Source organism: Streptomyces sp. NBC_00525, from assembly GCF_036346595.1.
Taxonomy (GTDB): domain Bacteria; phylum Actinomycetota; class Actinomycetes; order Streptomycetales; family Streptomycetaceae; genus Streptomyces.
In genome coordinates, this window is record NZ_CP107834.1 from 4,178,559 (window position 1) to 4,200,476 (window position 21,918).

At 73.7% G+C, this 21,918-nt stretch carries 17 protein-coding genes and 1 riboswitch; of the genes, 9 read left to right on the forward strand and 8 right to left on the reverse strand.

Annotated elements, in window-relative coordinates; all coding sequences use genetic code 11:
* Positions 1 to 124 precede the first annotated feature (124 nt).
* Positions 125 to 1,390 carry a hypothetical protein gene (locus tag OG710_RS18765; protein ID WP_330240351.1) on the forward strand — a complete coding sequence of 422 codons (1,266 nt, stop codon included), beginning with the start codon at positions 125 to 127 and terminating at the stop codon, positions 1,388 to 1,390.
* Between the two features lie 166 nt (positions 1,391 to 1,556).
* Positions 1,557 to 2,075 (forward strand): DoxX family protein, encoded by a 519-nt coding sequence (locus OG710_RS18770; RefSeq protein ID WP_111337637.1) that lies wholly within the window; start codon positions 1,557 to 1,559, stop codon positions 2,073 to 2,075.
* On the opposite strand, the gene OG710_RS18775 is transcribed toward OG710_RS18770, so the two are convergent.
* Both OG710_RS18775 and OG710_RS18780 read right to left on the reverse strand, forming a co-directional pair.
* Positions 1,982 to 2,245, reverse strand: a complete 264-nt coding sequence (locus OG710_RS18775; RefSeq protein WP_111337639.1) for a hypothetical protein — start codon at positions 2,243 to 2,245, stop codon at positions 1,982 to 1,984. The two genes, OG710_RS18770 and OG710_RS18775, sit on opposite strands and share 94 nt — an antisense overlap.
* Positions 2,232 to 3,542 (reverse strand): PspC domain-containing protein, encoded by a 1,311-nt coding sequence (locus tag OG710_RS18780; protein WP_330240352.1) that lies wholly within the window; start codon positions 3,540 to 3,542, stop codon positions 2,232 to 2,234. The genes OG710_RS18775 and OG710_RS18780 overlap by 14 nt, the downstream gene beginning before the upstream one ends.
* Before the next feature lie 218 nt (positions 3,543 to 3,760).
* Between OG710_RS18780 and OG710_RS18785 the strand changes: the two genes are divergently transcribed.
* On the forward strand, positions 3,761 to 5,059 hold the full coding sequence (locus OG710_RS18785) for an ATP-binding protein (RefSeq protein ID WP_111337643.1): 1,299 nt from the start codon (positions 3,761 to 3,763) through the stop codon (positions 5,057 to 5,059).
* Positions 5,043 to 5,747 carry a LuxR C-terminal-related transcriptional regulator gene (locus OG710_RS18790; RefSeq protein ID WP_111337645.1) on the forward strand — a complete coding sequence of 235 codons (705 nt, stop codon included), beginning with the start codon at positions 5,043 to 5,045 and terminating at the stop codon, positions 5,745 to 5,747. Before OG710_RS18785 ends, OG710_RS18790 begins: the two co-directional genes overlap by 17 nt.
* A gap of 64 nt (positions 5,748 to 5,811) precedes the next feature.
* On the opposite strand, the gene OG710_RS18795 is transcribed toward OG710_RS18790, so the two are convergent.
* A complete protein-coding gene (locus OG710_RS18795) occupies positions 5,812 to 6,585 on the reverse strand; it encodes a GNAT family N-acetyltransferase (protein ID WP_330240353.1) in 774 nt (257 codons plus the stop codon).
* Positions 6,586 to 6,627: 42 nt separating this feature from the next.
* The gene (locus OG710_RS18800) at positions 6,628 to 7,674 is read right to left on the reverse strand and encodes a C40 family peptidase (protein ID WP_330240354.1); all 1,047 of its coding nucleotides are present in this window, start codon (positions 7,672 to 7,674) and stop codon (positions 6,628 to 6,630) included.
* Between the two features lie 307 nt (positions 7,675 to 7,981).
* On the opposite strand from OG710_RS18800, the gene OG710_RS18805 reads away from it, so the two are divergent.
* Entirely contained in the window at positions 7,982 to 8,335 is a 354-nt protein-coding gene (locus OG710_RS18805; RefSeq protein WP_330240355.1) for a hypothetical protein, read from the forward strand.
* Positions 8,336 to 8,402: 67 nt separating this feature from the next.
* On the opposite strand, the gene OG710_RS18810 is transcribed toward OG710_RS18805, so the two are convergent.
* Positions 8,403 to 9,608, reverse strand: a complete 1,206-nt coding sequence (locus tag OG710_RS18810; RefSeq protein WP_330240356.1) for a C40 family peptidase — start codon at positions 9,606 to 9,608, stop codon at positions 8,403 to 8,405.
* Positions 9,607 to 9,758, reverse strand: a riboswitch (cyclic di-AMP (ydaO/yuaA leader). It overlaps the preceding gene by 2 nt.
* A 160-nt stretch (positions 9,759 to 9,918) precedes the next feature.
* Here OG710_RS18810 and pcrA point away from each other — a divergent pair.
* Complete coding sequence (gene pcrA / locus OG710_RS18815; RefSeq protein ID WP_330240357.1) at positions 9,919 to 12,357, forward strand: DNA helicase PcrA; 2,439 nt, start codon at positions 9,919 to 9,921, stop codon at positions 12,355 to 12,357.
* A 66-nt stretch (positions 12,358 to 12,423) separates the two neighbouring features.
* Here the strand turns inward: pcrA and OG710_RS18820 are convergent, their stop codons facing one another.
* A complete protein-coding gene (locus OG710_RS18820; protein WP_330240358.1) occupies positions 12,424 to 14,061 on the reverse strand; it encodes a M23 family metallopeptidase in 1,638 nt (545 codons plus the stop codon).
* A gap of 467 nt (positions 14,062 to 14,528) precedes the next feature.
* Between OG710_RS18820 and OG710_RS18825 the strand changes: the two genes are divergently transcribed.
* The gene (locus OG710_RS18825) at positions 14,529 to 14,942 is read left to right on the forward strand and encodes a cobalamin B12-binding domain-containing protein (protein ID WP_111337657.1); all 414 of its coding nucleotides are present in this window, start codon (positions 14,529 to 14,531) and stop codon (positions 14,940 to 14,942) included.
* Between the two features lie 86 nt (positions 14,943 to 15,028).
* On the opposite strand, the gene OG710_RS18830 is transcribed toward OG710_RS18825, so the two are convergent.
* Both OG710_RS18830 and OG710_RS18835 read right to left on the reverse strand, forming a co-directional pair.
* Positions 15,029 to 16,750 (reverse strand): DUF5691 domain-containing protein, encoded by a 1,722-nt coding sequence (locus OG710_RS18830; protein WP_330240359.1) that lies wholly within the window; start codon positions 16,748 to 16,750, stop codon positions 15,029 to 15,031.
* Between the two features lie 94 nt (positions 16,751 to 16,844).
* On the reverse strand, positions 16,845 to 18,242 hold the full coding sequence (locus OG710_RS18835; RefSeq protein ID WP_330240360.1) for an SWIM zinc finger family protein: 1,398 nt from the start codon (positions 18,240 to 18,242) through the stop codon (positions 16,845 to 16,847).
* A gap of 129 nt (positions 18,243 to 18,371) precedes the next feature.
* Here OG710_RS18835 and OG710_RS18840 point away from each other — a divergent pair, with 129 nt between their 5' ends.
* Both OG710_RS18840 and OG710_RS18845 read left to right on the forward strand, forming a co-directional pair.
* Positions 18,372 to 19,484 (forward strand): ATP-binding protein, encoded by a 1,113-nt coding sequence (locus OG710_RS18840; protein WP_330240361.1) that lies wholly within the window; start codon positions 18,372 to 18,374, stop codon positions 19,482 to 19,484.
* A complete protein-coding gene (locus OG710_RS18845; RefSeq protein ID WP_330240362.1) occupies positions 19,481 to 21,886 on the forward strand; it encodes a DUF5682 family protein in 2,406 nt (801 codons plus the stop codon). Before OG710_RS18840 ends, OG710_RS18845 begins: the two co-directional genes overlap by 4 nt.
* Positions 21,887 to 21,918: the final 32 nt, after the last annotated feature.

Consider the following 21,918-nt stretch of genomic DNA (forward strand, 5'->3'; position numbering starts at 1 on the left):
AAGACGCCCCTCCGGTGCGCCCCGATGCGGCAACCCGCCGTCCCGTACGGCACAATTCGCAGCGATCACAGACGAGTTGGCCGGCCGATGGCGGCAACAGGGGCGGGGAAGGGCGGCGTTCTCGGTGGCGTTGGACGAGGCACGACAGGGCGCGCACGGCGGGGGCTGCACATGCGGCGACTGCCCGCACGGGGCGCGCCAGGGACACCGGCGCGCGGTGGCCGCCTTCCTGGCCAAGCGGGACGAGTTCGCGGCCGGCCAGGGGCTGCCCGCGGGGGTCGCCCGGTCGGCGTCGGCGACCCGGCAATGGGTCTCCGACGAGCTGACGGAGTCCGCCCGCGAGGTGGCAGACCGGGGCCGCGAGGCCGGTGACGCCTGGCTGTACCGGGTGTGGCAGCGCACCCTGGTGATCGTCTGGGGCGGCCTCGCCGTGCTGACCGTCGCCGAGGCCGCCACCGCGATCGGCGCCGGCTGGACCCACGCCCGCACCGCCGGACTCCTCGCCGGCCTGGTCACCGCGGCGCTGCTGACCGTCGCCGCCCATGTGCACCGCGCCCGCGGCGGCCTCCTCGCCCCGCTCATCGGCGAGGACAACCGGCTCTCCACCTCCCGCGCCGTCGCCGCGTCCTGGGTGCTGCTCGCCGTCTTCTCCGTGCTCGTCCTCGCCCTCCAGCTGGCCGCCGCCTCCGGGCACGAACGCCGCGACGAGCTCATTGAGGGCCTGGACCTGGCCCGCGGCGCGGGCATCGTCTCCGTCCTGGCCCTGGTGTGCGCGGTCGCGGTGGCCGTGCGCCGGGTGGTGAGCGTACGGGTGCTGTCCGGCCGGCTCCAGAAGCTGCGCGCCGACCGGCCGCGCGCGGCGGACCTGCTCACCGACGACTCGGGGCGCGGCACCTTCACGGACGTGCAGTACGTCCTCGTGTCCGCGGTCGCCGTGGTGTTCGCCGCGGTCCGCCTGGCCCGCAGCCCCGAGCAGCTGCCCGACCTGCCGTGGGGCCTGGCGCTCCTGGTGGCCGTGTCGGCGGCCGTCTACTTCACCGGCAAGTACGGCGAGGGCGGCCGGCCCGTCGTGCTCTCGGTCGTCCGGTCCCGCGAGGCGGGCGACCTGGACGCGCCGATCCGGACCGGCGACGACATCGAGATCCGGGGCGCCGGATTCGTGCCGCCGGGCGCGGGCGCCCCGGACCGGCTGGCCCGCGTCGTCGTGCGGATCGGCACCGTGCACGTCCACGTCCCGCTGGTCCCGGTGACCGGAGGCTTCGCCAACCCCTCCGACACCCTGCTCACCGTGCCCGTCCCGGTCGAGGTGGAACCGGGCCTCGTCGAGGTCCAGGTCGTCACGGCCGCCGGCACGGAGTCCAACAGCATCTCCATCGACGTGACCGACTGAATCCACTGTCTCCTCCTCCCTCCTCCGGCCGGTACTTCCTCCGGTGAACGCGGACCGCGCTGAACACTTCCGCCCGGTTCGTACGTAAGGTCGGGTGACGGGCCGCACGGCCCGGTGACAGCGGCCGGCGGGCCGCGACGGCACGGCCGCGGAAGGCGGGAGCAGCATGTACGGGTACGGCGGCGGTAACGGGCGGGGCCGGGGCCTCGGCGAGGCCAGGAGCCTGCGGGACCTGGCGCGGGAGCACGCCCTGCTGCCCCTGCGGATCTTCCTCGGCGTCACCTTCCTCTACGCGGGGCTCGACAAGCTCACCGACAGCGCCTTCTTCCACGCCGCCGGGCCGGGGTCGATCGGCGACCAGATGCACGCGGTCCGCGACGCCGCCGCGATCCCCGGCCTCGTCGACCTGGCGCTGAACGCCCCCGCCGGCTTCGGCTACGCCATCGCACTCGGCGAGCTGGCGGTGGGCATCGGCACCCTGCTCGGCCTGTGGTCCCGGATCGCCGCGCTCGGCGGGGCCCTGATCTCGCTGAGCCTGTGGCTGACGGTCAGCTGGCAGATTTCGCCGTACTACCTGGGCAACGACCTCGTCTACCTCATGGCGTGGCTGCCGCTGCTGCTGGCCGGGGCGCCGTCGTTCTCCCTGGACGCGCTTCTCGCGGCGCGGCGGCGGCGTATCCGGTAGCCGATCAGGGTGACGCAGGCGGCGGTCGCCAGGCCGCCGCACAGCACCGCGACGAAGAACTGCGGCGGGGCGTCCCACAGCTCCGCCGCGTCCGCCGTGTACCCGGCGGCCAGGGCCAGCATCACCAGGCCCGTGACCGCCCGGCCCGGCCGGAACTCATGACGCGGCACGGTTGACCTCCACCTGTCCGTAGTCCACTTCCAGATCCAGTTCGATCGTGCCGCTTGGGGCGCTGCCCTTGACCGGCGGGATCGTCCGGCGCTGGTCCTGCGTGGCGCGGATGTCCAGATCGCCCTTGTGCCGTCCGTCGATCAGCACCAGCGCCCCGACCTTCGTGCGCGCGTGCACCCGGACCGTGACCTCCGGCGGTACGTGCACCAGGACCCGGCCGGCCCGCGCCTCCACCCGGGTCCGCACGGTGTCGCCCTTCGGCACCGTGATCCCGGTCAGATCCAGCTCGGCCTGCCCGGAGCCGACCGCGTAACGCGGCTGGACGGCGGCGGCGGTCGCCGGGCGCCACTCCTCGCGGACCCAGTGCGTGCTGATGTCCTTGGGCAGCGCGGAGGCTCCCGCCAGCAGCCCGGCCGTGATCACCGCGAGCAGCAGCGTGCCGAAGCCGGTCCGTCCGACGAACGCGCTGAGCAGCATCGCCAGGCCGAACACCGCGAGGGCGGCGGCGAACCCGATCTGCAGGCTCGTGCCCAGCGGCTGCGAGTCCCAGCTCAGCCCCGTACCGAGCCCTCCCGCCACCAGAGCGACCAGGAACGCCACGCCCGCGATGGACCGGGGGCCCCGCACCTCCCGCGACCGGGGCGGCGGCGGCCGGAACGGCGCGTCGGGCGTCGCCCCGCGCGGCTCCCCGGAGAGCACCGCGTCATGCGGCCCCCACATGTAACCGATCGCCACCTTGCCCGTGGACCCGTCCTTGACGATCGGGTCCCGCCACCAGGACGGCCACGACAGCGTCGGCGGCGCCTTCACCTCCGGCGGCGCGTCCGACGCGGCCTGCGCCGCGGCCTGGTGCAGCGGGTCCTCCGGACCGGCCTTCTTGCGCGCCTGCGTCCAGATGGAGAGGCCGAGGACCGCGAGCGACAGCATCGCGGAGAAGGCGAGCGTCCCTCCGTTGCCCAGCATCGACAGGAACAGACCGCAGCCGATCAGCGCCAGCAGCACCGCGCTCAGCGAGGCCAGCTCGACCCGGCCCGACAGCAGCCGGCGCGCCTCGTTCTCGTCCTCGCCCTCCACCGGTATCAGCAGCCAGGCGAAGCCGTAGAAGATCAGCCCGAAGCCACCGGTCACGGAGAGCACTCCGAGCACGATCCGGAAGATCACCGGATCGACGTCGCAGTACCGGCCGAGACCGCCGCACACCCCGGCCACCACCTTGTGCCGCGGGCTGCGGTGCAGGCGCGGAGCGGGGGCGGAGGGCGGTGCGGCGCCGGGCGGCGCGTCCTGGGGAACGGTCATGGCTCCATGGTGACGGGCCCCGGCCCGCTCCGGCACCCGCCCCGACCCTGGCCGGTCCCTGATATTGATCCACCCGGATCTCAGGGGCGCCGAAGCCCCGCCCCGCCTGCCACCCGGACGTCCCCCAGGCGTTCTCCGGGCGTCCCCCCGGTGTCTCAGGGTCGAAGTGGGGGCCGACCCTGATGCCGTCACCCGGACGGACATGTGACGATCGGGTCATGCCAGCCGCCACCACCCGAGCCGCAAGCTCCCACGCCCCCGACCCGGAGGAGCCCCCGCTGCGCAAGCTGTACCGCAGCGCCGACGGCCGGCTGCTCGGCGGAGTGGCGCGCGGGCTCGCCGGACATCTCGGACTCCCGGTCGTCTGGCTGCGCTTCGTCTTCCTCGGGCTGTTCTTCGCGGACGGCCTCGGCGCCCTGCTCTACGCGGTGTTCTGGATCGTCGTCCCGCTCGGCGTCGGCGGGGTCGACGGACCCCGGTCCGTCTTCGAAACCGCCCCCGACGGCACCCGCAGGCTCCGCAAACCCGACAAGGGCCAGATCTTCGCCCTCATCGCGCTGTTCATCGGCGCCGCAGTCTTCGTCGGCAACGTCGACATGGGCAGCAAGGCCGACCGCTACATCTGGCCCAGCCTCCTCATCGGCGCCGGCTCCGTCCTGGTGTGGCGCCAGGCCGACAACGCCCGCCGCGCCCGCTGGATGGAGGTCGGCCGCCGCCCCCGCGTGCTGCAGGTGGCCCGTGCCCTGGCCGGGGTCGCCCTGGTCGGCCTCGGCCTCGCCGTCTTCATGGTCGTCCGAGGCTCCGCCGCCCAGCTGGGCAACGTCATCACCGCGGCCATCGCCGTGCTCACCGGTATCGCCCTGCTCGCCGGCCCCTACCTCGTCCGCATGACCCAGGACCTCTCCGAGGAACGGCTCATGCGCATCCGGGCCCAGGAGCGCGCCGAGGTCGCCGCCCACGTCCACGACTCCGTACTGCACACCCTCACCCTGATCCAGCGCAACGCCGACGACGCCGGAGAGGTCCGCAGGCTCGCCCGCGCCCAGGAGCGCGAGCTGCGCAACTGGCTCTACAACCCCGAGGGCACCGGCAAGGACGAGGACGACGAACCGGAGACCCTGGCCGAGGCCGTCAAGCGGGCCGCCGCCGAGGTCGAGGACAAGCACGGCGTCCCGCTGGAGGTCGTCGTCGTCGGCGACTGCCCGCTGGACGAGAAGCTGTCCGCGCAGATGCAGGCCGCGCGCGAGGCGATGGTCAACGCCGCCAAGTACGGTGGCGAGGGCGGTGCCGTCCAGGTCTACGCGGAGGTCGAGGGCCGCACGGTCTTCGTCTCCGTGCGCGACCGGGGGCCGGGATTCGACCTGGACGCCGTACCGGGGGACAGAATGGGTGTACGGGAATCGATCATTGGCCGGATGCAGCGCAACGGCGGCACCGCCCGGCTGCGTTCGGTGCCCGGCGGGGGCACCGAGGTCGAGCTTGAGATGGAGAGGACGAGCGATGAACGGGACCAGTGAGGCGACCGGGGGCGGGCAGGACCCGGAGCGCCGGGTGCGGGTCGTCCTCGTCGACGACCACCGGATGTTCCGCACCGGCGTACAGGCCGAGATCGGCCGCACCGAGGAGACCGGCGTCGAGGTCGTCGGCGAGGCGGCCGACGTCGACCAGGCGGTCACGGTCATCACGGCCACCCGCCCCGAGGTCGTCCTCCTCGACGTCCACCTCCCCGGCGGCGGCGGCGTCGAGGTGCTGCGCCGCTGCGCGCCCCTGATGAGCGCCGCCGAGGACCCGGTGCGCTTCCTCGCCCTGTCCGTGTCGGACGCCGCCGAGGACGTCATCGGGGTCATCCGGGGCGGGGCCCGCGGCTATGTCACCAAGACCATCACGGGCGCCGACCTGGTGGACTCCGTCTTCCGGGTCCAGGACGGCGACGCGGTGTTCTCGCCCCGCCTGGCCGGGTTCGTTCTCGACGCCTTCGCGTCCACGGACGCGCCCCCGGTCGACGAGGACCTCGACCGGCTGACCCAGCGCGAGCGCGAGGTCCTGCGGCTGATCGCGCGGGGCTACGCGTACAAGGAGATCGCCAAGCAGCTGTTCATCTCGGTCAAGACGGTCGAGTCGCACGTCTCGGCGGTGCTGCGCAAGCTCCAGCTCTCCAACCGCCACGAGCTCACCCGCTGGGCGACGGCCCGACGGCTGGTCTAGGGCCTGCGGCCGGGGCGGACGACGGTGACCTACGGGGGGCAGCCCACGGGAGGTCGACGGTGGCCTACGCGGGGGCGCCGTCCGGGTCGAGCGAGATGTTCAGCTTCTCGCCGACCCTGCGGTAGCCGATGGACGCGTAGACGCGCTCCACATCGGCGTCGCCCGGCTCCAGCCACACCACCCGGCAGCCCCGCTCGAACGCGGTGCGCGTCAGATGCGCGGAGAGCGCCGCCCCGATGCCCCGGCGGCGGAACCCGGCGCCGACCGCCAGGCCCGCGAGTTCGCTGAGTCCGTCCACCGGGACGGAGCAGCCGCCCGCGCCCGCCGGGACGCCGCCGAGGGTCGCCAGCGCGGCGACCCCGCCGCCGGACGCGGCGTCGCGCAGCCATTCGGCGGTGCCGTCCTCGGGCTCGCCCTCCCCGCCGTAGCCGAGGTGCTGGACGAGCGCGGCGGCCGCGAACTCCGCGTCGGTCGCCGGCTCCGCGACGACCAGGTCCGCGACCGGCTTCGGCTCCACCAGGTCGCCGGGCGCGCAGGCCAGGATCGGGGCGCGGTTCTCGACGGTGAACCCGGCCGCCAGCAGCGCCGGTTCGACCGCGGGCGCCCAGCCGGGCAGGAACTCGAACCGGGGCATCCGGTCCCGCTCGCGGAACGCCGCTATCAGCGCGTCGAGTTCGTCCGGCGTCGGCTCCGCGTCCCGGTCCGGGATCGCGTAGTTGGCGTACTTGAGCGACCAGTTCGGGTTGTAGCGGATCACGAACGGCCCGACGCGGACATGGTCCGGGGAGCGCAGCGTGAGCGTGCGGGCATGGGTCTGGACGTCGGCGTCCATGGGCATGTGCGGTCGTCCTTCGGGCCGTTGCGGTCGGAGGCGGGGAGCCTACGCCACCCTGGTCGCCCCCGCGAAGGGCATCTCGTCGATCGGCGCGACGCGGACCGGGGCTCCGGGACGCGGCGCGTGGATCATCTGCCCGTTCCCGATGTACAGGCCGACATGGCTGATGCCGGAGTAGAAGAAGACCAGGTCCCCCGGTGCCAGCTGGGAGCGCGAGATCCGCTGACCGGCGTTGATCTGGGTGTAGGTGGTCCGGGGGAGCGAGACGCCGGCGGAGCGCCAGGCGGCCTGCGTGAGCCCGGAGCAGTCGAAGGAGTTGGGCCCGGTGGCCCCCCAGACGTACGGCTTGCCCAGCGCGCCGTACGCGAAGGCGACCGCCTGCGCGGCGCGCGGGTTGGGCGCGCTGACGGCACCGCGCGGGGTGCCGCGGTCGGCGCGGGCCGGGCCGCGGCCGGTGTCGGCCGACTCGTAGGCGGCGCGCTCGGCCGGGGTGAGGCGGGCGAGCAGCCGGCGGGCCTCGGCGAGCTTGGCCCGGACGGTCGAGCGGTGCTTCTCCAGCGCGGCCTGCCGGTCGGCCAGCTCGGTCAGCTTGCCGGCCGCCTCGGCGCGTACCTGGGCGATCTCCGCGACCTGGCGCTGTACGGAGCGGACCTCGGTGGCCCGGCGCTCACCGGCCCGCTCCGCGTACGTGGCGCGGCGCAGGTACTGGTCCGGGTCGGAGGAGAGCGCGAGCCGCAGCGACGGGTCGAGCCCGGCGGAACGGTACTGCGCGGCGGCGTAGGCGCCGAGTACGTCGCGGGCGGCGTTGAGGCGCTCGGTCCTGCGGGCGGCCTCGTCGCGCAGGGCGTCGACCGACTTGGCGGCGGCGGCCGCCTCGGTCTTCGCGCCGTTGTACTTCTCGGTGGCGACCTCCGCCTCCCGGTACAGCCGGTCCACCTGGGCCTTGACCTGCGCCGCGGTGGGGGCGGGGTCGGCGTGCGCGGCTCCCGGCAGCACGGCGGCCGTCGCGGCCCCGGCGAAGGCGAGGGTCGCCGCGGTGCGTGCCGCGGAGCCGGTGGTGAAACGCTGCCTGGGTTTGCGATGCGCTGCCACGAGGGCGGGCGTCCTTCCGTGCGACTGCCCGGCGGGGTATACCGGCGGGCTCCTTCGGTGGTCCGGCGAGGACACTGCCTGGGCCTGCCACCGGGAATGGACGCTAATCCGAGGACACGGGCCGGAGTCGTAATGGCGGCTATTGCCCTCTCTTGGCGTGGCATTGTTGCCGAACGGCCGCGAATGACCGGAAGTGACCGGCGGAATTGCCGCAGATGCAGGCAAAAAGTGCATTCATCATTCAAGTGGTGAGTTATCCACACCCTGCCCGTGAGGGGCCGGGTGTGCCGCGGCTATGGTGCGGCACATGCGCGTACTCATCGATTTCGTCGTCGCCCTGCACATCATCGGCATCGCCGCCCTGCTCGGCGGATTCCTCGGCCAGATGAAGGCGCTGAGGACCGGTACCGCCCGGTTCGTCCCCGGCATGCTGCACGGCGCGCTGACCATGCTGGTCACCGGCGTCGCCCTGGTCGGCCTCCACCAGGCCGAGGACCACTCGGTGAACAACATCAAGATAGGCGTCAAGCTGCTGATCCTGATCGTCATCCTGGCGCTGGTCTACGTGAAGCGGGACGAGGAGAAGGTGGACAAGGGCTTCTTCGGGGCGGTCGGCGCCCTGACCCTCGCCAACATCTTCATCGCCACGCTCTGGACCTGACGGACGGCGGCCGCCCGGCACCGGGCCGGTCCCGCACGGACCGGCCCGTCGACCTCGTCCGCCCCGGTCAGGCCGGGCGCACGCTGCCGTAGATCGGCATGTAGTAGATCGACTCCTCGCGCACGTTCGCACCGGGCTTCGGCGCGTGGATCATCATCCCGTCGCCCTTGTAGATCCCGACGTGGCTGATGTCGTCGTAGAAGAACACCAGGTCACCGGGCTGGAGGTCGGCCGTGGCGACCCGGGTGCCGATGTTCACCTGGTCCCAGGTGGTGCGCGGGATGTCCACGCCCGCCGCCTTCCAGGCCGCCTGCGTCAGCCCCGAGCAGTCGTACGAGGCGGGCCCGGTCGCGCCCCAGACGTACGGCTTGCCGATCTGGGCGCGGGCGAACGCGAGGACCTTCTCCGCCTTCGTGGAGGTGCTGCTGCCGGAGTCCGTGCCGGACCCGGAACCCGTGCCCGTGCCCGAACCCGTGCCCGTGCCCGAACCCGTCTCCGTACCCGACCCCGATCCCGTACCGCTCCCGTCCGACTTCGCGGCCTCGCGCGCGGCCTCCTTCCGGGCGGCGGCCTGCTTCTTCGCCAGCTCCTCCGCCTTCCGCCTGGCCTCCGCCTCCTTCTTGCGCTCCAGCTCCGCCAGGCGTGCCTTCTCCTCGGCGGTCAGCTTCGACAGCAGCGTCCGCGCCGCGGTCAGCTTCTTCCGGACGTCCTCCTTGCTGGTGCGCAGCGCCGTCTGCGACTCGGTCAGCGTCTCCAGGCTCTTCACCGCCTCGGCCCGCTGCTCGGACGTCTTCGCCTGCTGCGTACGGAAGTCCGTGACCGCCTGCTGCTGGCGCTCGGCCATCCGGTCCATGAGGTGCGTCTGGTCGAAGAACGACTGCGGGTCGTCGGCCAGGAAGAAGGTCGCGGTCGGCGCGAGGGCGCCGTTGCGGTACTGGGCGGCCGCGTAGTTGCCGAGCGTCCTGCGGGCGTCGTTCAGCTCGGCCGTGCGCTTGGCCACGTCGTCGAGCAGCGCGTCGACTCGGTTGCGCTGCTTGTCCGTGGCTTCCTTGGCCCGGTTGTACTTCTGGGTCGCGGTGCCCGCCTGCCGGTAGAGGTCGTCGACCCTCTTCTGCACTTCCTCGATGCTCGGCCGGGACGGCGCCGGGGCGGCCAGCGCGCTCTGCGAGGACAACAGGGTGACCGAGGCCAGCGCGGCCGAGGTGAGCCCCACGGCGGGAACGGTGGAGCGGACACGGTTGCGCGGTTTGCGATGCGACGCCAAGGCCGGCATCTCCTTCCGTGGACCGCCTACCGGGTTAGCTGTCGGGTTCGGGCGAAAGCGGAAGGTTGCCCTACGGTCCGGTGGGGGCGGACCGATTCACCCCGGTCATGCGTCTGGGTCCCCGGTTCCGGGCGGGCCCGGATTCGGCGCGGGGCCCGCTCGGCGTGGGTCGCCACTGGGGGTACGGGCCGTCCGAACGAGCACGCTAGCCAACGGGAGGGGCCGCTGTGAAGGTCGGTGTTCGATATGCCCGATACATTTTCGTGACCTTCCTGGAGCGGGGTCGGCTGTCAGTCGGGCGCCTTAGACTCGGACAGCGATGAGCAGCCTCTTTGACGACAGTTTCCTGGCCGGCCTCCAGCACGAGGAGGAAGGGCCCCCGCCGCCCCCCGAGGACTCCGCACCCGAAGCGGTGCCGGAGGACCTCTTCGCGGGCGTTTTCGACGGGCCCCCGCCGTCGCGCGACGCGTACTACCGCGACGGCGCGCACCGCCCCGTCATCGACCCCGAGGCCCTGCTCGACGGGCTGAACACCGAGCAGCGCGCCGCCGTGGTGCACTCCGGATCGCCGCTGCTCATCGTCGCCGGCGCCGGCTCCGGCAAGACCCGTGTGCTCACCCACCGCATCGCCCACCTGCTGGCCGAGCGGGGCGTGCACCCCGGCCAGATCCTGGCCATCACCTTCACCAACAAGGCCGCCGGCGAGATGAAGGAGCGCGTCGAGCAGCTGGTCGGGGCGCGCGCCCACGCCATGTGGGTCATGACCTTCCACAGCGCCTGCGTCCGCATCCTGCGCCGCGAGTCCAAGAAGCTCGGCTTCACCTCCTCGTTCTCCATCTACGACGCCGCCGACTCCAAGCGCCTGATGGCCCTGGTCTGCCGCGATCTGGAGCTGGACCCCAAGCGCTACCCGCCGAAGTCCTTCACCGCCAAGGTCTCCAACCTCAAGAACGAGCTGATCGACGAGGAGACCTTCGCCGGTCAGGCGGCCGACGGGTTCGAGAAGACGCTCGCCCAGGCGTACGCGATGTACCAGGCCCGGCTGCGCGAGGCCAACGCGCTGGACTTCGACGACATCATCATGACGACGGTCCACCTCCTCCAGGCCTTCCCCGACGTCGCCGAGCACTACCGCCGCCGCTTCCGGCACGTCCTGGTCGACGAGTACCAGGACACCAACCACGCCCAGTACACCCTCGTGCGCGAGCTCGTCGGCCCGGCCGGCCCCGAGGACGCCCCCGCCGAACTGTGCGTCGTGGGCGACGCCGACCAGTCGATCTACGCGTTCCGGGGCGCGACCATCCGCAACATCCTCCAGTTCGAGGAGGACTACCCGGACGCGACGACGATCCTGCTGGAGCAGAACTACCGCTCCACCCAGACGATCCTCTCCGCCGCCAACGCCGTCATCGAACGCAACGAGAGCCGCCGCCCCAAGAACCTCTGGACCAACGCCGGCACCGGCGCCCGCATCACCGGCTACGTCGCGGACACCGAGCACGACGAGGCGCAGTTCGTCGCCGAGGAGATCGACCGGCTCACCGACGCGGGCGACGCCAAGGCCGGGGACGTCGCCGTCTTCTACCGGACGAACGCCCAGTCCCGTGTCTTCGAGGAGATCTTCATCCGCGTCGGCCTGCCCTACAAGGTCGTCGGCGGCGTGCGCTTCTACGAGCGCAAGGAGGTCCGGGACGTCCTCGCCTATCTGCGTGTCCTCGCCAACCCCGAGGACACCGTGCCGCTGCGCCGCATCCTCAACGTGCCCAAGCGCGGCATCGGCGAACGCGCCGAGGCGATGATCGACGCCCTCTCGCTGCGCGAGAGGATCACCTTCCCGCAGGCGCTGCGCCGCGTGGACGAGGCGTACGGCATGGCCGCCCGCTCCGCCAACGCCGTCAAGCGGTTCAACACGCTGATGGAGGAGCTGCGCACGGTCGTGGAGTCCGGCGCGGGCCCGGCCGTCGTGCTGGAGGCGGTCCTGGAGCGTACGGGCTACCTCGCCGAGCTCCAGGCGTCCACCGACCCCCAGGACGAGACCCGCATCGAGAACCTCCAGGAGCTGGCCGCAGTCGCCCTCGAATTCGAGCAGGACCGGAGCGAGGAGGAGGGCACCGGCACGCTCGCCGAGTTCCTGGAGCAGGTCGCGCTCGTCGCCGACTCCGACCAGATCCCCGACGAGGACACCGACGGCTCCGGCGTCATCACGCTGATGACCCTGCACACCGCCAAGGGCCTGGAATTCCCGGTCGTCTTCCTGACCGGCATGGAGGACGGCGTCTTCCCGCACATGCGGGCGCTCGGCCAGGTCAAGGAGCTGGAGGAGGAGCGCCGCCTCGCCTACGTCGGCATCACGCGTGCCCGCGAGCGGCTGTACCTCACCCGGGCCGCCATGCGCAGCGCCTGGGGTCAGCCCTCGTACAACCCGCCGTCCCGCTTCCTGGAGGAGATCCCGGAGCAGCACATGGACTGGAAGCGCAAGGGCCCGATGGCCGCCCCCGCCGGCCCCACCTCGGGCATCACCTCGTCGCTCTCCGCCTCCCGCGCCCGCTCCGGCCCGTCCGGCTTCGCGACCCGGCGGACCTCCGACAAGCCGACGATCACCCTGGTGGCGGGCGACCGGGTCACGCACGACCAGTTCGGCCTGGGCACGGTGACGACGGTCGAGGGCATCGGCGACCAGGCGAAGGCCACGGTCGACTTCGGCGACGGCCGCCCGAAGAAGCTGCTCCTGCGGTACGCGCCGGTGCAGAAGCTCTGAGAGACGCGTAACGGCCGGAGCCCCCGAGGCTCCGGCCGTTCCCGGTCCCGACGGGCCCGGTGGTACTCAGTTCGGGTTCACGCCGTGGCTGCGCAGCCACGGCAGCGGGTCGATCGCCGCGCCTCCGCCGGGCCGCACCTCGAAGTGCATGTGCGGACCCGTGGAGTTCCCGGAGTTGCCGGAGTACGCGATGACATCGCCGGCCTTGACGTGGCCCGAGCGGATACGGGTGCTGCTGAGGTGGCAGTACCAGGTCTCCGTGCCGTCGGCCATGGTCACGATGGCCATGTTGCCGTAGGCGCTGTTGTACTGCGTACGGACCGTGCCGTCCGTCGCGGCCATCACCGGCGTGCCGTACTGGACCGGGAAGTCGATGCCCGTGTGCACGGACATCCAGTTGACGCCCGCCTGCCCGAAGTACGCGCTCAGCCCGTGCTGCTTGACCGGCATCACGAACTTGGGGCGCATGGCCTCCTTGCGGGCGGCCTCCTCCTCGCGCTTCTTCTTCTCGGCCGCCTGCCGCGCCTTCAGGTCGATGCGCTCCTGGGTGCGGCTCGCGCGGTCCGCGAAGTTCTCCGCGTCGGCGCTGAGGTTGGCGAGCTGGGTGTCCAGCTTGTTGTTGGCCACGGCCGGTTTGACCGCGTCGGCGGCGGCCATCGTCGTGGTCGAGTCCTTCTTCGCCTCGTCGCCGCCCATGCCGCTCACCGAGGCGGCGGCGATCCCGGCCACGCTCATCACGCAGGCGGAGGGAACGGCGACGGTCAGGAGTGCGGAGCGCTTCGCGGGGGAACGCCTGCGGCTGCGGCCCGCGCTCCGGGAAGCGGGGCGGGCGGCGGGACGGTGGTCACCGGCCGGGTGCGTACCGTCTGCGGCGTCGAGAGCGTCGAGAGTGTCGGCGGCTTCGAGAACGTCGTGCGGGTCGTGCGTGGTGTCGTCGGCCGGTTCCGGGTGGCTCCCGGCCTCCTCGCCGCTCTCACCGGCGACGCGGTAGGGCTCGTACGGGTCGTAGTCACCGGAGCCGGGCGCGTAGGTCTCGTAGCCGCTCTCGTACGTCTCCGCCGGGGGATGCTGTTCGGCTTCGTTCGACACGACCGGATTTTGCACATTTTGCTCATCGTGTCCGGGCGTGGCGCCGGTGTTCCAGGCGGTGGCGTCGTACACGCCGGTGTCGTACGAGGCGGTGTCGTCGGACGGCCAGGCGGTGCCGGCGGTCCAGGTGGTGGTGTCCCACTGGCCGGAGGTCTCCGGGGCGCCGCCCTGGGACGGGATGCCGGGGGCGTAGCCCTCGCTCGGCAGCCAGGTCGTCGTGGTGTCGTACTGCGCCGATCCGTCGTACCGGGCGGCGTCGTAGGGGGCCGCGTCGTACTGCGGGTGCTGCTGCGCCTGGTCGGCGTAGGCGGGATACCCCTCGGACGCGTCGAACCCGCCGGTCCCGAGGGTCTGGTGGGCGCCCGTGTCCCACTGCGTGGTGTCGTACGCGCCGTATCCGGCCGCACCGCCCGTGTACGGGATGCCGTGGCCCTGCGAGGTGTCGTAGGAGGCGTCGTAACCGCCGTCGTAGCCGGTGCCCGTGCTGTTGCTGTTGCCGTTGCCGGGGAGGGAACCGAAGAGCGGGTCCGTCTCGAAGCTGCCCGTGGCGTCCAGGGTGCCGGTGGCGTAACCGTCGTATCCGGCATACCCGGCGTGGGGGTGCTGGTCGTTCACCAACTTCTCTCTCGCCTCGGCAACAGGACCAGTGCCCGGAACGTGGGGGCTCCGGGGGTGAGCAGTGGCCGCGACTGTACCCGGCGGTATCCGCCGTCGACAATCTTCGACGGCTCCCGGACGCATGGGAAAACGGGCAATCGGCTGTCTTTCGGCAGCGGGCGTACGCAGCCTTGGCCCTATGTTCGAAGTTTGTTCGGTTTGATTGGGGGGCTTCCGGGAGGCCCGTATCACCACGCCGTGCGGCTGCCGGCGTGGTGATACGGCGACCCCGATGCGGGTCCTCGGGCCCCCGGCCCCGCACGGCGCACGCGCCGCGGGCTCCGGGACCGGTGCCCGTGAGTAACGTCCCAGGTGTGATTTCCCCCTCCCGGTCCACCGCGAAACGGCGGCTTGCGGGATGCTGTGGATAACGTTCGTTCACATCCCCGGCCCTTCAGGCACGGGAGACGCAGGTGGAGGCAGTGATGGGTGTGACCGGTCCGATCCGCGTGGTGGTGGCCAAGCCGGGCCTCGACGGCCATGACCGCGGGGCGAAGGTGATCGCGCGGGCGCTTCGCGACGCCGGTATGGAGGTCATCTACACGGGGCTGCATCAGACGCCCGAGCAGATCGTGGACACGGCGATCCAGGAGGACGCCGACGCGATCGGCCTCTCGATCCTCTCGGGCGCGCACAACACGCTCTTCGCGAAGGTCATCGAGCTGCTGAAGGAGCGCGAGGCGGCGGACATCAAGGTCTTCGGCGGCGGCATCATCCCGGAGGCGGACATCGCCCCGCTGAAGGACCAGGGCGTCGCGGAGATCTTCACCCCCGGCGCGACGACGACCGCGATCGTCGACTGGGTCAACGCCAACGTCCGCCACCCGGCCGAGGCGTAGCCCACCACGGCCCGCGGCGGATCACGCGACCGGGCCGCCCGCCCCGCCCCGCTCCGGTGGACCGGGGCGCGGGGCGGCCCGCGCGCTCAGCCGGCCGGGCGCCCGGACAGCTCGCCGTCCATCGTGGCGCGCAGGCGCAGCGTCGAGACCAGGCGCTGGAACGCCTCCGACCAGTAGCCGTTCGCGCCCGGGGAGGCGTCCGCCGGTTCGTCCGGGGTGGTCGTCAGGACCTCCAGACGGCTCGCCTCGGCCGGGTCCAGGCAGCGTTCGGCCAGGCCCATGACGCCGCTGAAGCTCCACGGGTAACTGCCCGCGTCCCTGGCTATGTCGAGGGCGTCCACGACGGCCCGCCCCAGCGGCCGCGCCCACGGGACCGGGCACACCCCCAGCAGCTGGAACGCTTCCGACAACCCGTGCGCGGCGACGAAATCCGCCACCCAGGCCGCCCGCTCGTCCGGCGGCAGCACCGCGAGCAGCTTCGACCGCTCGGCCAGCGAGGCCGTACCGGGGCCGTTCGACGGGGGCGTGGCCGGTGAACCGAGCAGCGCCCGCGCCCACACCGCCTCACGCTGCCGCACGGCGGCCCGGCACCAGGCCGCGTGCAGCTCCTCGCCCCAGCCGTCCGCCACCGGCAGCGCCACGATCTCCTCCGCGCCGCGCCCGCCGAACCGCGGCGGCCACACGGACAGCGGTGACGCCTCCACCAACTGGCCCAGCCACCAGGACCGTTCGCCCCGGCCGGACGGCGGCAGGGCCACCACCCCGTCCCGCTGCATCGCCTCGTCGCACTCGTGCGGCGCCTCCACCGCGACGAAGGGCTCGTCGCCGGTGAGGCCGGGGCTCACACACGTCAGCGCCCGCTCCGCCATCCGGCCGGCGAGCGCGGAACCGGGCAGCGCGGACAGCAACTCGGCGGCCGTCGCCCGGACATTGCGGCTGCGGTCGGCCAGCGCCTCCTCCAGGAACTCCTCGTCCGCCCCGGACAGCCCGGTGCGGAGCGAATCGACGAACATCAGCCGGTCCTCGGCCCGTTCCGTCCGCCATGTGGTGGCCAGCAGCGCGCGGGCGGCGTCCGCGTCATGCGCCCGTACGACGCCGAGCAGCGCGATGCGCTCAGCGAACAGGCCCTCCTCCCACAGCTTGCGGACCGCCTCCGTGTCCTGCGGCGACGGCAGCAGCGCGCTCCCGGACGCGCCGCGCAGCGCGAACTTCCACTCCGGGTTCAGCCCGGCCAGCCACAGGCCGCGCGGCCCGGCGAACTCCAGGGTCTGCGGGCGCAGATCGGTACGGGCACGGGCCGCGTCCAGCAGGGCGGGGAGCGCGGAGTCCGGCGCCCGGTAGCCGTGCTCGTTGGCGGTGGCCAGCCACTGCGGGATCAGCTCCGTCAGGTCCGGGGCCGCCCCCCGCCGGCCGCCGGAACCCGCAGCCCGGTCCGCCAGGAGCTGCGTCAGCCGGTTGCGGGCGGCCTCCGGCAGGGGCGGCCGGGGATCGTCGGGCGCCGGGGCGGGGCGGGGGGACGCGGCGGCGGGCAGCAGCCCGGCCCGGCGCCGCACGGTGTGCAGCGCGGCGGCGTCCAGCACGGCCGAGGCCGTACCGTCCGGGCCGCCGCCGGACACGCCCGCGGGCGGTCGCCGGTCCGTACCGAGCAGGGCCGTCGTGACCAGCTCCTCCCACGGCAGCCCCGCCGGCGCGTCACCCGGCCCGCCGGAATCGGAGACGGGGGCGGAAACGGAGGCGGAAACGGAGACCGGAGCGGGGGACGGGGACACGGGTTCGGTGGGCGTCGCGGCCGTGGTCGGGTGGGACATTGCTCCTCCTCGGGAGGCGTACTGCGAAGTCGTCGGGCGTACGGCGAGTCGTCGAGAGGCGACCGCGAGGGCGTCGGCAGGCGTACGGCGAAGGTCAGATGAGCGCCACGGTCTCGGCGGCCGTGTGCGCCCCCGCCGCCGCGGACCAGGCCGCGAGCGGGTCGAAGCCGCGGTGGCCGCACTCGCCGAAGACGGTGAGCGGGGCCCCGCCCGAGACCGCGGCGAGCTTCCAGAGCGCCGGCCGGTTCAGCGCGGCGGCGGCGACCGGCAGGGCCTCCCGGCCCTCCGCGTCCACCAGCTGCCAGCCGTCCGGGGCCGGCACGGGTATGACCTCGCGCAGCGTCACCGGCCAGGACTCCAGCCAGGGGTCCTCGGTCAGGGCCCGCCCGTACGCGGCGACCGCCTCGGCGACCGTGCCCCCCGGCGGCGGAGGCGCCGCGGCCGCCGGGATGCCGAAGCCCTCGCCCAGTTCGGCGCGCAGCTGCCCGGCCCCCGGATAGGGCGTCAGCCCGGCCTCGATCGTCGTGCCCACGGGCAGGGCCAGGGCAGGGGAGCGGCCGGCCGCCCCGTAGGACAGCAGCAGCGCCGTGCGGCCCGACTCCTCCCCGTACAGCCAGATGCGGCGGGCGACGATCCGTTCCTCGTGCGTGTCGTACTGGGCGAGGACCAGCCAGCGGTCGTGGACCGGCGGGCCCTCCGGGGAGGCCGGCAGGCCGACCCGCGTACGCACCGTGGCCGCCAGGGCGGGCGGCAGCCGGTCGCGGCCCAGCCACGCCGCGTCCAGCAGATGCAGCAGCGCGCACTCCTCCAGCAGCCGCACCGGCCAGCCGGGCCCGGACGCCGGGACCGCGCCCAGCTCCCGCACGCGGGCGGCGAGGCCGGGCGCCTGCGCGTCCACCATGCGGGCCGCCGTCTCCTCCCACAGCCCGTACCCCGACTGCTCGGCCGCGGCCAGCCCCCCGCGCAGCAGATCGGTCAGCCGCTGCTCCAACTCCCGCGCACCGCCGCCGATCCGCTCGGCCCGCTTCTCCGCCCGCTTGCGCGCGGCCTCCGGATCGGCGGGACCGCCCGACGCGCCGTCCGCCCCGGCGGGCCGCGCCTTGGCCTCCGCACGGGCGCGGCGGCCGTCCAGCCACTCCCGCGCCCAGTCCGGCGGCGTCCCGGCCGGCACCGCGGCGTCGTCGGAGGCGCGGAGCAGCAGCAGGCCCAGCGCGTGCTTGCACGGGAACTTCCGGCTTGGGCAACTGCACCGGTACGCGGGCCCGGTGGTGTCCACCACCGTCCGGTACGGCTTGCTCCCGCTGCCCTTGCACAGCCCCCACACCGCACCCGTCCCGTCCGCCCCGGTCTCCGACCAGGAACCGGACGCGCAGAGCTTGTTCCCCGCCTTGCGTGAGGCGTCGTCAGGAGCCAGGGCCAGGACCTGCTCCACCGTCCAGCGCGCGGCCGAGGCAGCGGCTCCCAAGGGTTCTCCCCCGTCAGTCAGCAGCATGCCAACGACGTTAGGACGCCCCACTGACAATCGCCCTGACCTGCGCAAAGGTCGATTGTCAGTGCCATGGTGCACGGTGGAACCACATCCGGCCGACCGATCCGTCGACCGATCCGGAGGGGGAGATCCATGACCGTGTCCGAAACCACCGAAGCAAGCTCCTGCGAGGCCCTGCGCCCGCACGCCGAGGACGCCTTCGCCGACGAACTCAAGGCGCTCGCCGCCGCCGACGACCGCCCCAGGCCCGAGCGCTGGCGGCTGTCCCCGTGGGCCGTCGCCCTGTACCTGCTCGGCGGGACGCTGCCCGACGGCACCGTCATCACACCCAAGTACGTGGGCCCGCGCCGCCTCGTCGAGGTCGCCGTCACCACGCTCGCCACCGACCGCGCGCTGCTCCTCCTCGGCGTCCCCGGCACCGCCAAGACCTGGGTCTCCGAACATCTGGCGGCCGCCGTCAGCGGCGACTCCACGCTGCTCGTGCAGGGCACGGCGGGCACCCCGGAGGAAGCCGTCCGCTACGGGTGGAACTACGCGCAGCTGCTCGCCCACGGCCCCAGCCGCGACGCGCTGGTGCCCAGCCCGCTGATGCGCGCCATGTCACAAGGCATGACCGCCCGCATCGAGGAACTGACCCGCATCCCCGCCGATGTGCAGGACTCGCTGATCACGATCCTCTCGGAGAAGACCCTGCCCCTGCCCGAACTGGGCCAGGAGGTCCAGGCGGTGCGCGGGTTCAACGTCATCGCCACCGCCAACGACCGCGACCGGGGCGTCAACGAGCTGTCGAGCGCCCTGCGCCGCCGGTTCAACACCGTCGTCCTGCCGCTGCCCGCGACACCCGACGCGGAGGTGGACATCGTCTCCCGCCGTGTCGACCAGATCGGCCGCTCGCTCGACCTGCCGCCCGCCCCGGACGGCCTCACCGAGATCCGCCGCGTCGTCACCGTCTTCCGCGAACTGCGCGACGGAGTCACCGCAGACGGCCGCACCAAGCTCAAGTCCCCCTCGGGCACGCTGTCCACGGCCGAGGCCATCTCCGTCGTCACCAACGGCCTCGCCCTCGCCGCCCACTTCGGCGACGGCGTGCTGCGCCCGGCGGACGTCGCGGCCGGCATCATCGGCGCCGTCGTCCGTGACCCGGCGGCGGACCGGGTGATCTGGCAGGAGTACCTGGAGACCGTGGTGCGCGAGCGGGACGGCTGGAAGGACTTCTACCGCGCCTGCCGGGAGGCGTCCGCATGACCGCCACCCGTGCGACGGGGCCGCTGCTGCTGGGCGTCCGGCACCACGGCCCCGGCTCGGCCCGCGCCGTCCGCGCCGCCCTCGACGCGGCGAACCCGCAGGCCGTGCTCATCGAGGGCCCGCCCGAGGCCGACGCGCTGCTCCCGCTCGCCGCCGACGAGGAGATGCGGCCCCCGGTCGCCCTCCTCGCCCACGCGGTGGACGACCCCGGACGGGCGGCGTTCTGGCCGTTCGCCGAGTTCTCGCCCGAGTGGATCGCGATCCGCTGGGCCCTCGCCCACGACGTGCCCGTCCGCTTCATCGACCTGCCCGCCGCGCACTCGCTGGCCATGGAGGAGCCGGACCGGGAAGCCGCCGCGACCGACGGGGACGGGGACGGCGAGACCGGCGAACAGCCCGCCCCCGAGTCCGTCACCGCCCCCGTCGACCCCATCCGGGTGCTCGCCGAGACCGCCGGATACGACGACCCCGAGCGCTGGTGGGAGGACGTCGTCGAGCACCGTGTACCCGGCGGCGACGAGGCGGTGGGAGCGCTCGACGCGTTCGCCGCCCTCGGCGAGGCGATGACCGCGCTGCGCGAGGCGTACGGCGACGGCGGACACCCCAGGGACGCCGTGCGCGAGGCGTACATGCGCATCCAGCTGCGGACCGCCGCCAAGGAGTTCGGCGACGACTTCGCCGTGGTGTGCGGCGCCTGGCACGTCCCCGCCCTGCGCACGCGCACCACGCTCACCGCCGACCGGGCCCTGCTCAAGGGCCTGCCCAAGGCCAAGGCCGAACTGACCTGGGTGCCCTGGAACCACCGCAGGCTCGCCCGGCACAGCGGCTACGGCGCCGGCATCGAGTCGCCCGGCTGGTACGAGCACCTGTTCACCGCGCGGGACCGCCCCATCGAGCGCTGGATGACGAAAGTCGCCGGACTCCTGCGCGACGAGGACCGGTTCGTCTCGTCCGCCCACGTCATCGAGGCCGTCCGGCTCGCCGAGACCCTCGCCGCCATGCGCGGCCGGCCGCTCGCCGGACTCAGCGAGACGACCGACGCCGTCCGGGCCGTCATGTGCGACGGCTCCGACATCCCGCTCGCCCTCGTCCACGACCGCCTCGTCGTCGGCACCACGCTCGGCGAGGTCCCCGACACCGCCCCCGCCGTCCCCCTCCAGCGCGACCTCACCCGCCTCCAGCGCACCCTGCGGCTCAAGCCGGAGGCGGGCGACCGGGACATCGAGCTGGACCTGCGCAAGGACACCGACGCCGCCCGCAGCCGCCTGCTGCACCGGCTGCGCCTCCTCGGCGTCGGCTGGGGCGAGCCGGGCACCGGCCGCAACGGCACCGGCACCTTCCGGGAGAGCTGGCGGCTGCGCTGGGAGCCCGAGCTGTACGTCCGCGTCGCGGAAGCCGGCGTCTGGGGCACCACCGTGCTCTCCGCCGCCACCGCGCGCGCCGAGTCGGACGCCCTGGGGGCCACCGCCCTCGCCGAGGTCACCGCGCTGGCCGAGCGCTGCCTGCTCGCCGACCTGCCCGACGCCCTGCCCGTCGTGATGCGGGCCCTCGCGGACCGGGCCGCGCTCGACTCCGACGTCGGACACCTCGCGGACGCCCTGCCCGCCCTCGCCCGCACCCTGCGCTACGGCGACGTCCGCGCCACGGACACCACCGCCCTCGCCGGGGTCGCGGCCGGCCTCGCGGAACGGATCTGCGTCGGCCTGCCGCCCGCCTGCACCGGACTGGACGCCGAGGGCGCGGAGGCGCTGCGCCGCCAGGTGGACGGCGTGCACACCGCGATCGGCCTGCTCGCCGGCACCGTCCCTTCGAGCGCGGACGGCCTGCGGACGCGGTGGCGTGCCGTGCTGCACAAGCTCACCCTCCGGGACACGGTCGCGGGCGTCATCCGGGGCCGGGCCGCCCGCCTCCTCCTGGACGACGGCCACCTCGACCACGACGCCGCCGCCCGGCTGATGGGCCTCGCCCTCTCACCGGGCACCCCGCCGGCCGACGCCGCCGCCTGGATCGAGGGCTTCGTCGGCGGCGCGGCGGGCGGCGGCATGCTCCTCGTCCACGACGAACGGCTGCTCGCCCTGGTCGACTCCTGGCTCACCGGCGTGCCCGCCGACACCTTCAACGACGTACTGCCGCTCCTGCGCCGTACGTTCTCGGCCTACGAGTCCGGCGTCCGGCGCACCCTGGGCGACCTCGTGCGGCGCGGCCCGGTCGCGGGCCACCCGGCGGGGACCGGCTCCCCGGCGGGCGCGGCGGCGACGATGCCCGGATTCGCCCCGGTCCTGGACACCGCCCGCGCCGACGCGGTGGTCCCGGTCCTGCGCCTGCTGCTCGGCCTGGACGAGCGCCCCGCGCCCGGCGCCCCCGCCCACCACGACCACCCGCACCTGGGGGAGACGGCATGACCACGACCACCGACACCCCGGCCACCGACGGC

Coding starts and splice junctions, on each gene's coding strand:
- OG710_RS18770 (WP_111337637.1), top strand. CDS start 1,557: ATGTACGGGTACGGCGGCGGTAACGGGCGGGGCCGGGGCCTCGGCGAG.
- OG710_RS18780 (WP_330240352.1), bottom strand. CDS start 3,542: ATGACCGTTCCCCAGGACGCGCCGCCCGGCGCCGCACCGCCCTCCGCC.
- OG710_RS18785 (WP_111337643.1), top strand. CDS start 3,761: ATGCCAGCCGCCACCACCCGAGCCGCAAGCTCCCACGCCCCCGACCCG.
- OG710_RS18790 (WP_111337645.1), top strand. CDS start 5,043: ATGAACGGGACCAGTGAGGCGACCGGGGGCGGGCAGGACCCGGAGCGC.
- OG710_RS18795 (WP_330240353.1), bottom strand. CDS start 6,585: ATGCCCATGGACGCCGACGTCCAGACCCATGCCCGCACGCTCACGCTG.
- OG710_RS18805 (WP_330240355.1), top strand. CDS start 7,982: ATGCGCGTACTCATCGATTTCGTCGTCGCCCTGCACATCATCGGCATC.
- OG710_RS18810 (WP_330240356.1), bottom strand. CDS start 9,608: ATGCCGGCCTTGGCGTCGCATCGCAAACCGCGCAACCGTGTCCGCTCC.
- pcrA (WP_330240357.1), top strand. CDS start 9,919: ATGAGCAGCCTCTTTGACGACAGTTTCCTGGCCGGCCTCCAGCACGAG.
- OG710_RS18825 (WP_111337657.1), top strand. CDS start 14,529: ATGGGTGTGACCGGTCCGATCCGCGTGGTGGTGGCCAAGCCGGGCCTC.
- OG710_RS18830 (WP_330240359.1), bottom strand. CDS start 16,750: ATGTCCCACCCGACCACGGCCGCGACGCCCACCGAACCCGTGTCCCCG.
- OG710_RS18835 (WP_330240360.1), bottom strand. CDS start 18,242: ATGCTGCTGACTGACGGGGGAGAACCCTTGGGAGCCGCTGCCTCGGCC.
- OG710_RS18840 (WP_330240361.1), top strand. CDS start 18,372: ATGACCGTGTCCGAAACCACCGAAGCAAGCTCCTGCGAGGCCCTGCGC.
- OG710_RS18845 (WP_330240362.1), top strand. CDS start 19,481: ATGACCGCCACCCGTGCGACGGGGCCGCTGCTGCTGGGCGTCCGGCAC.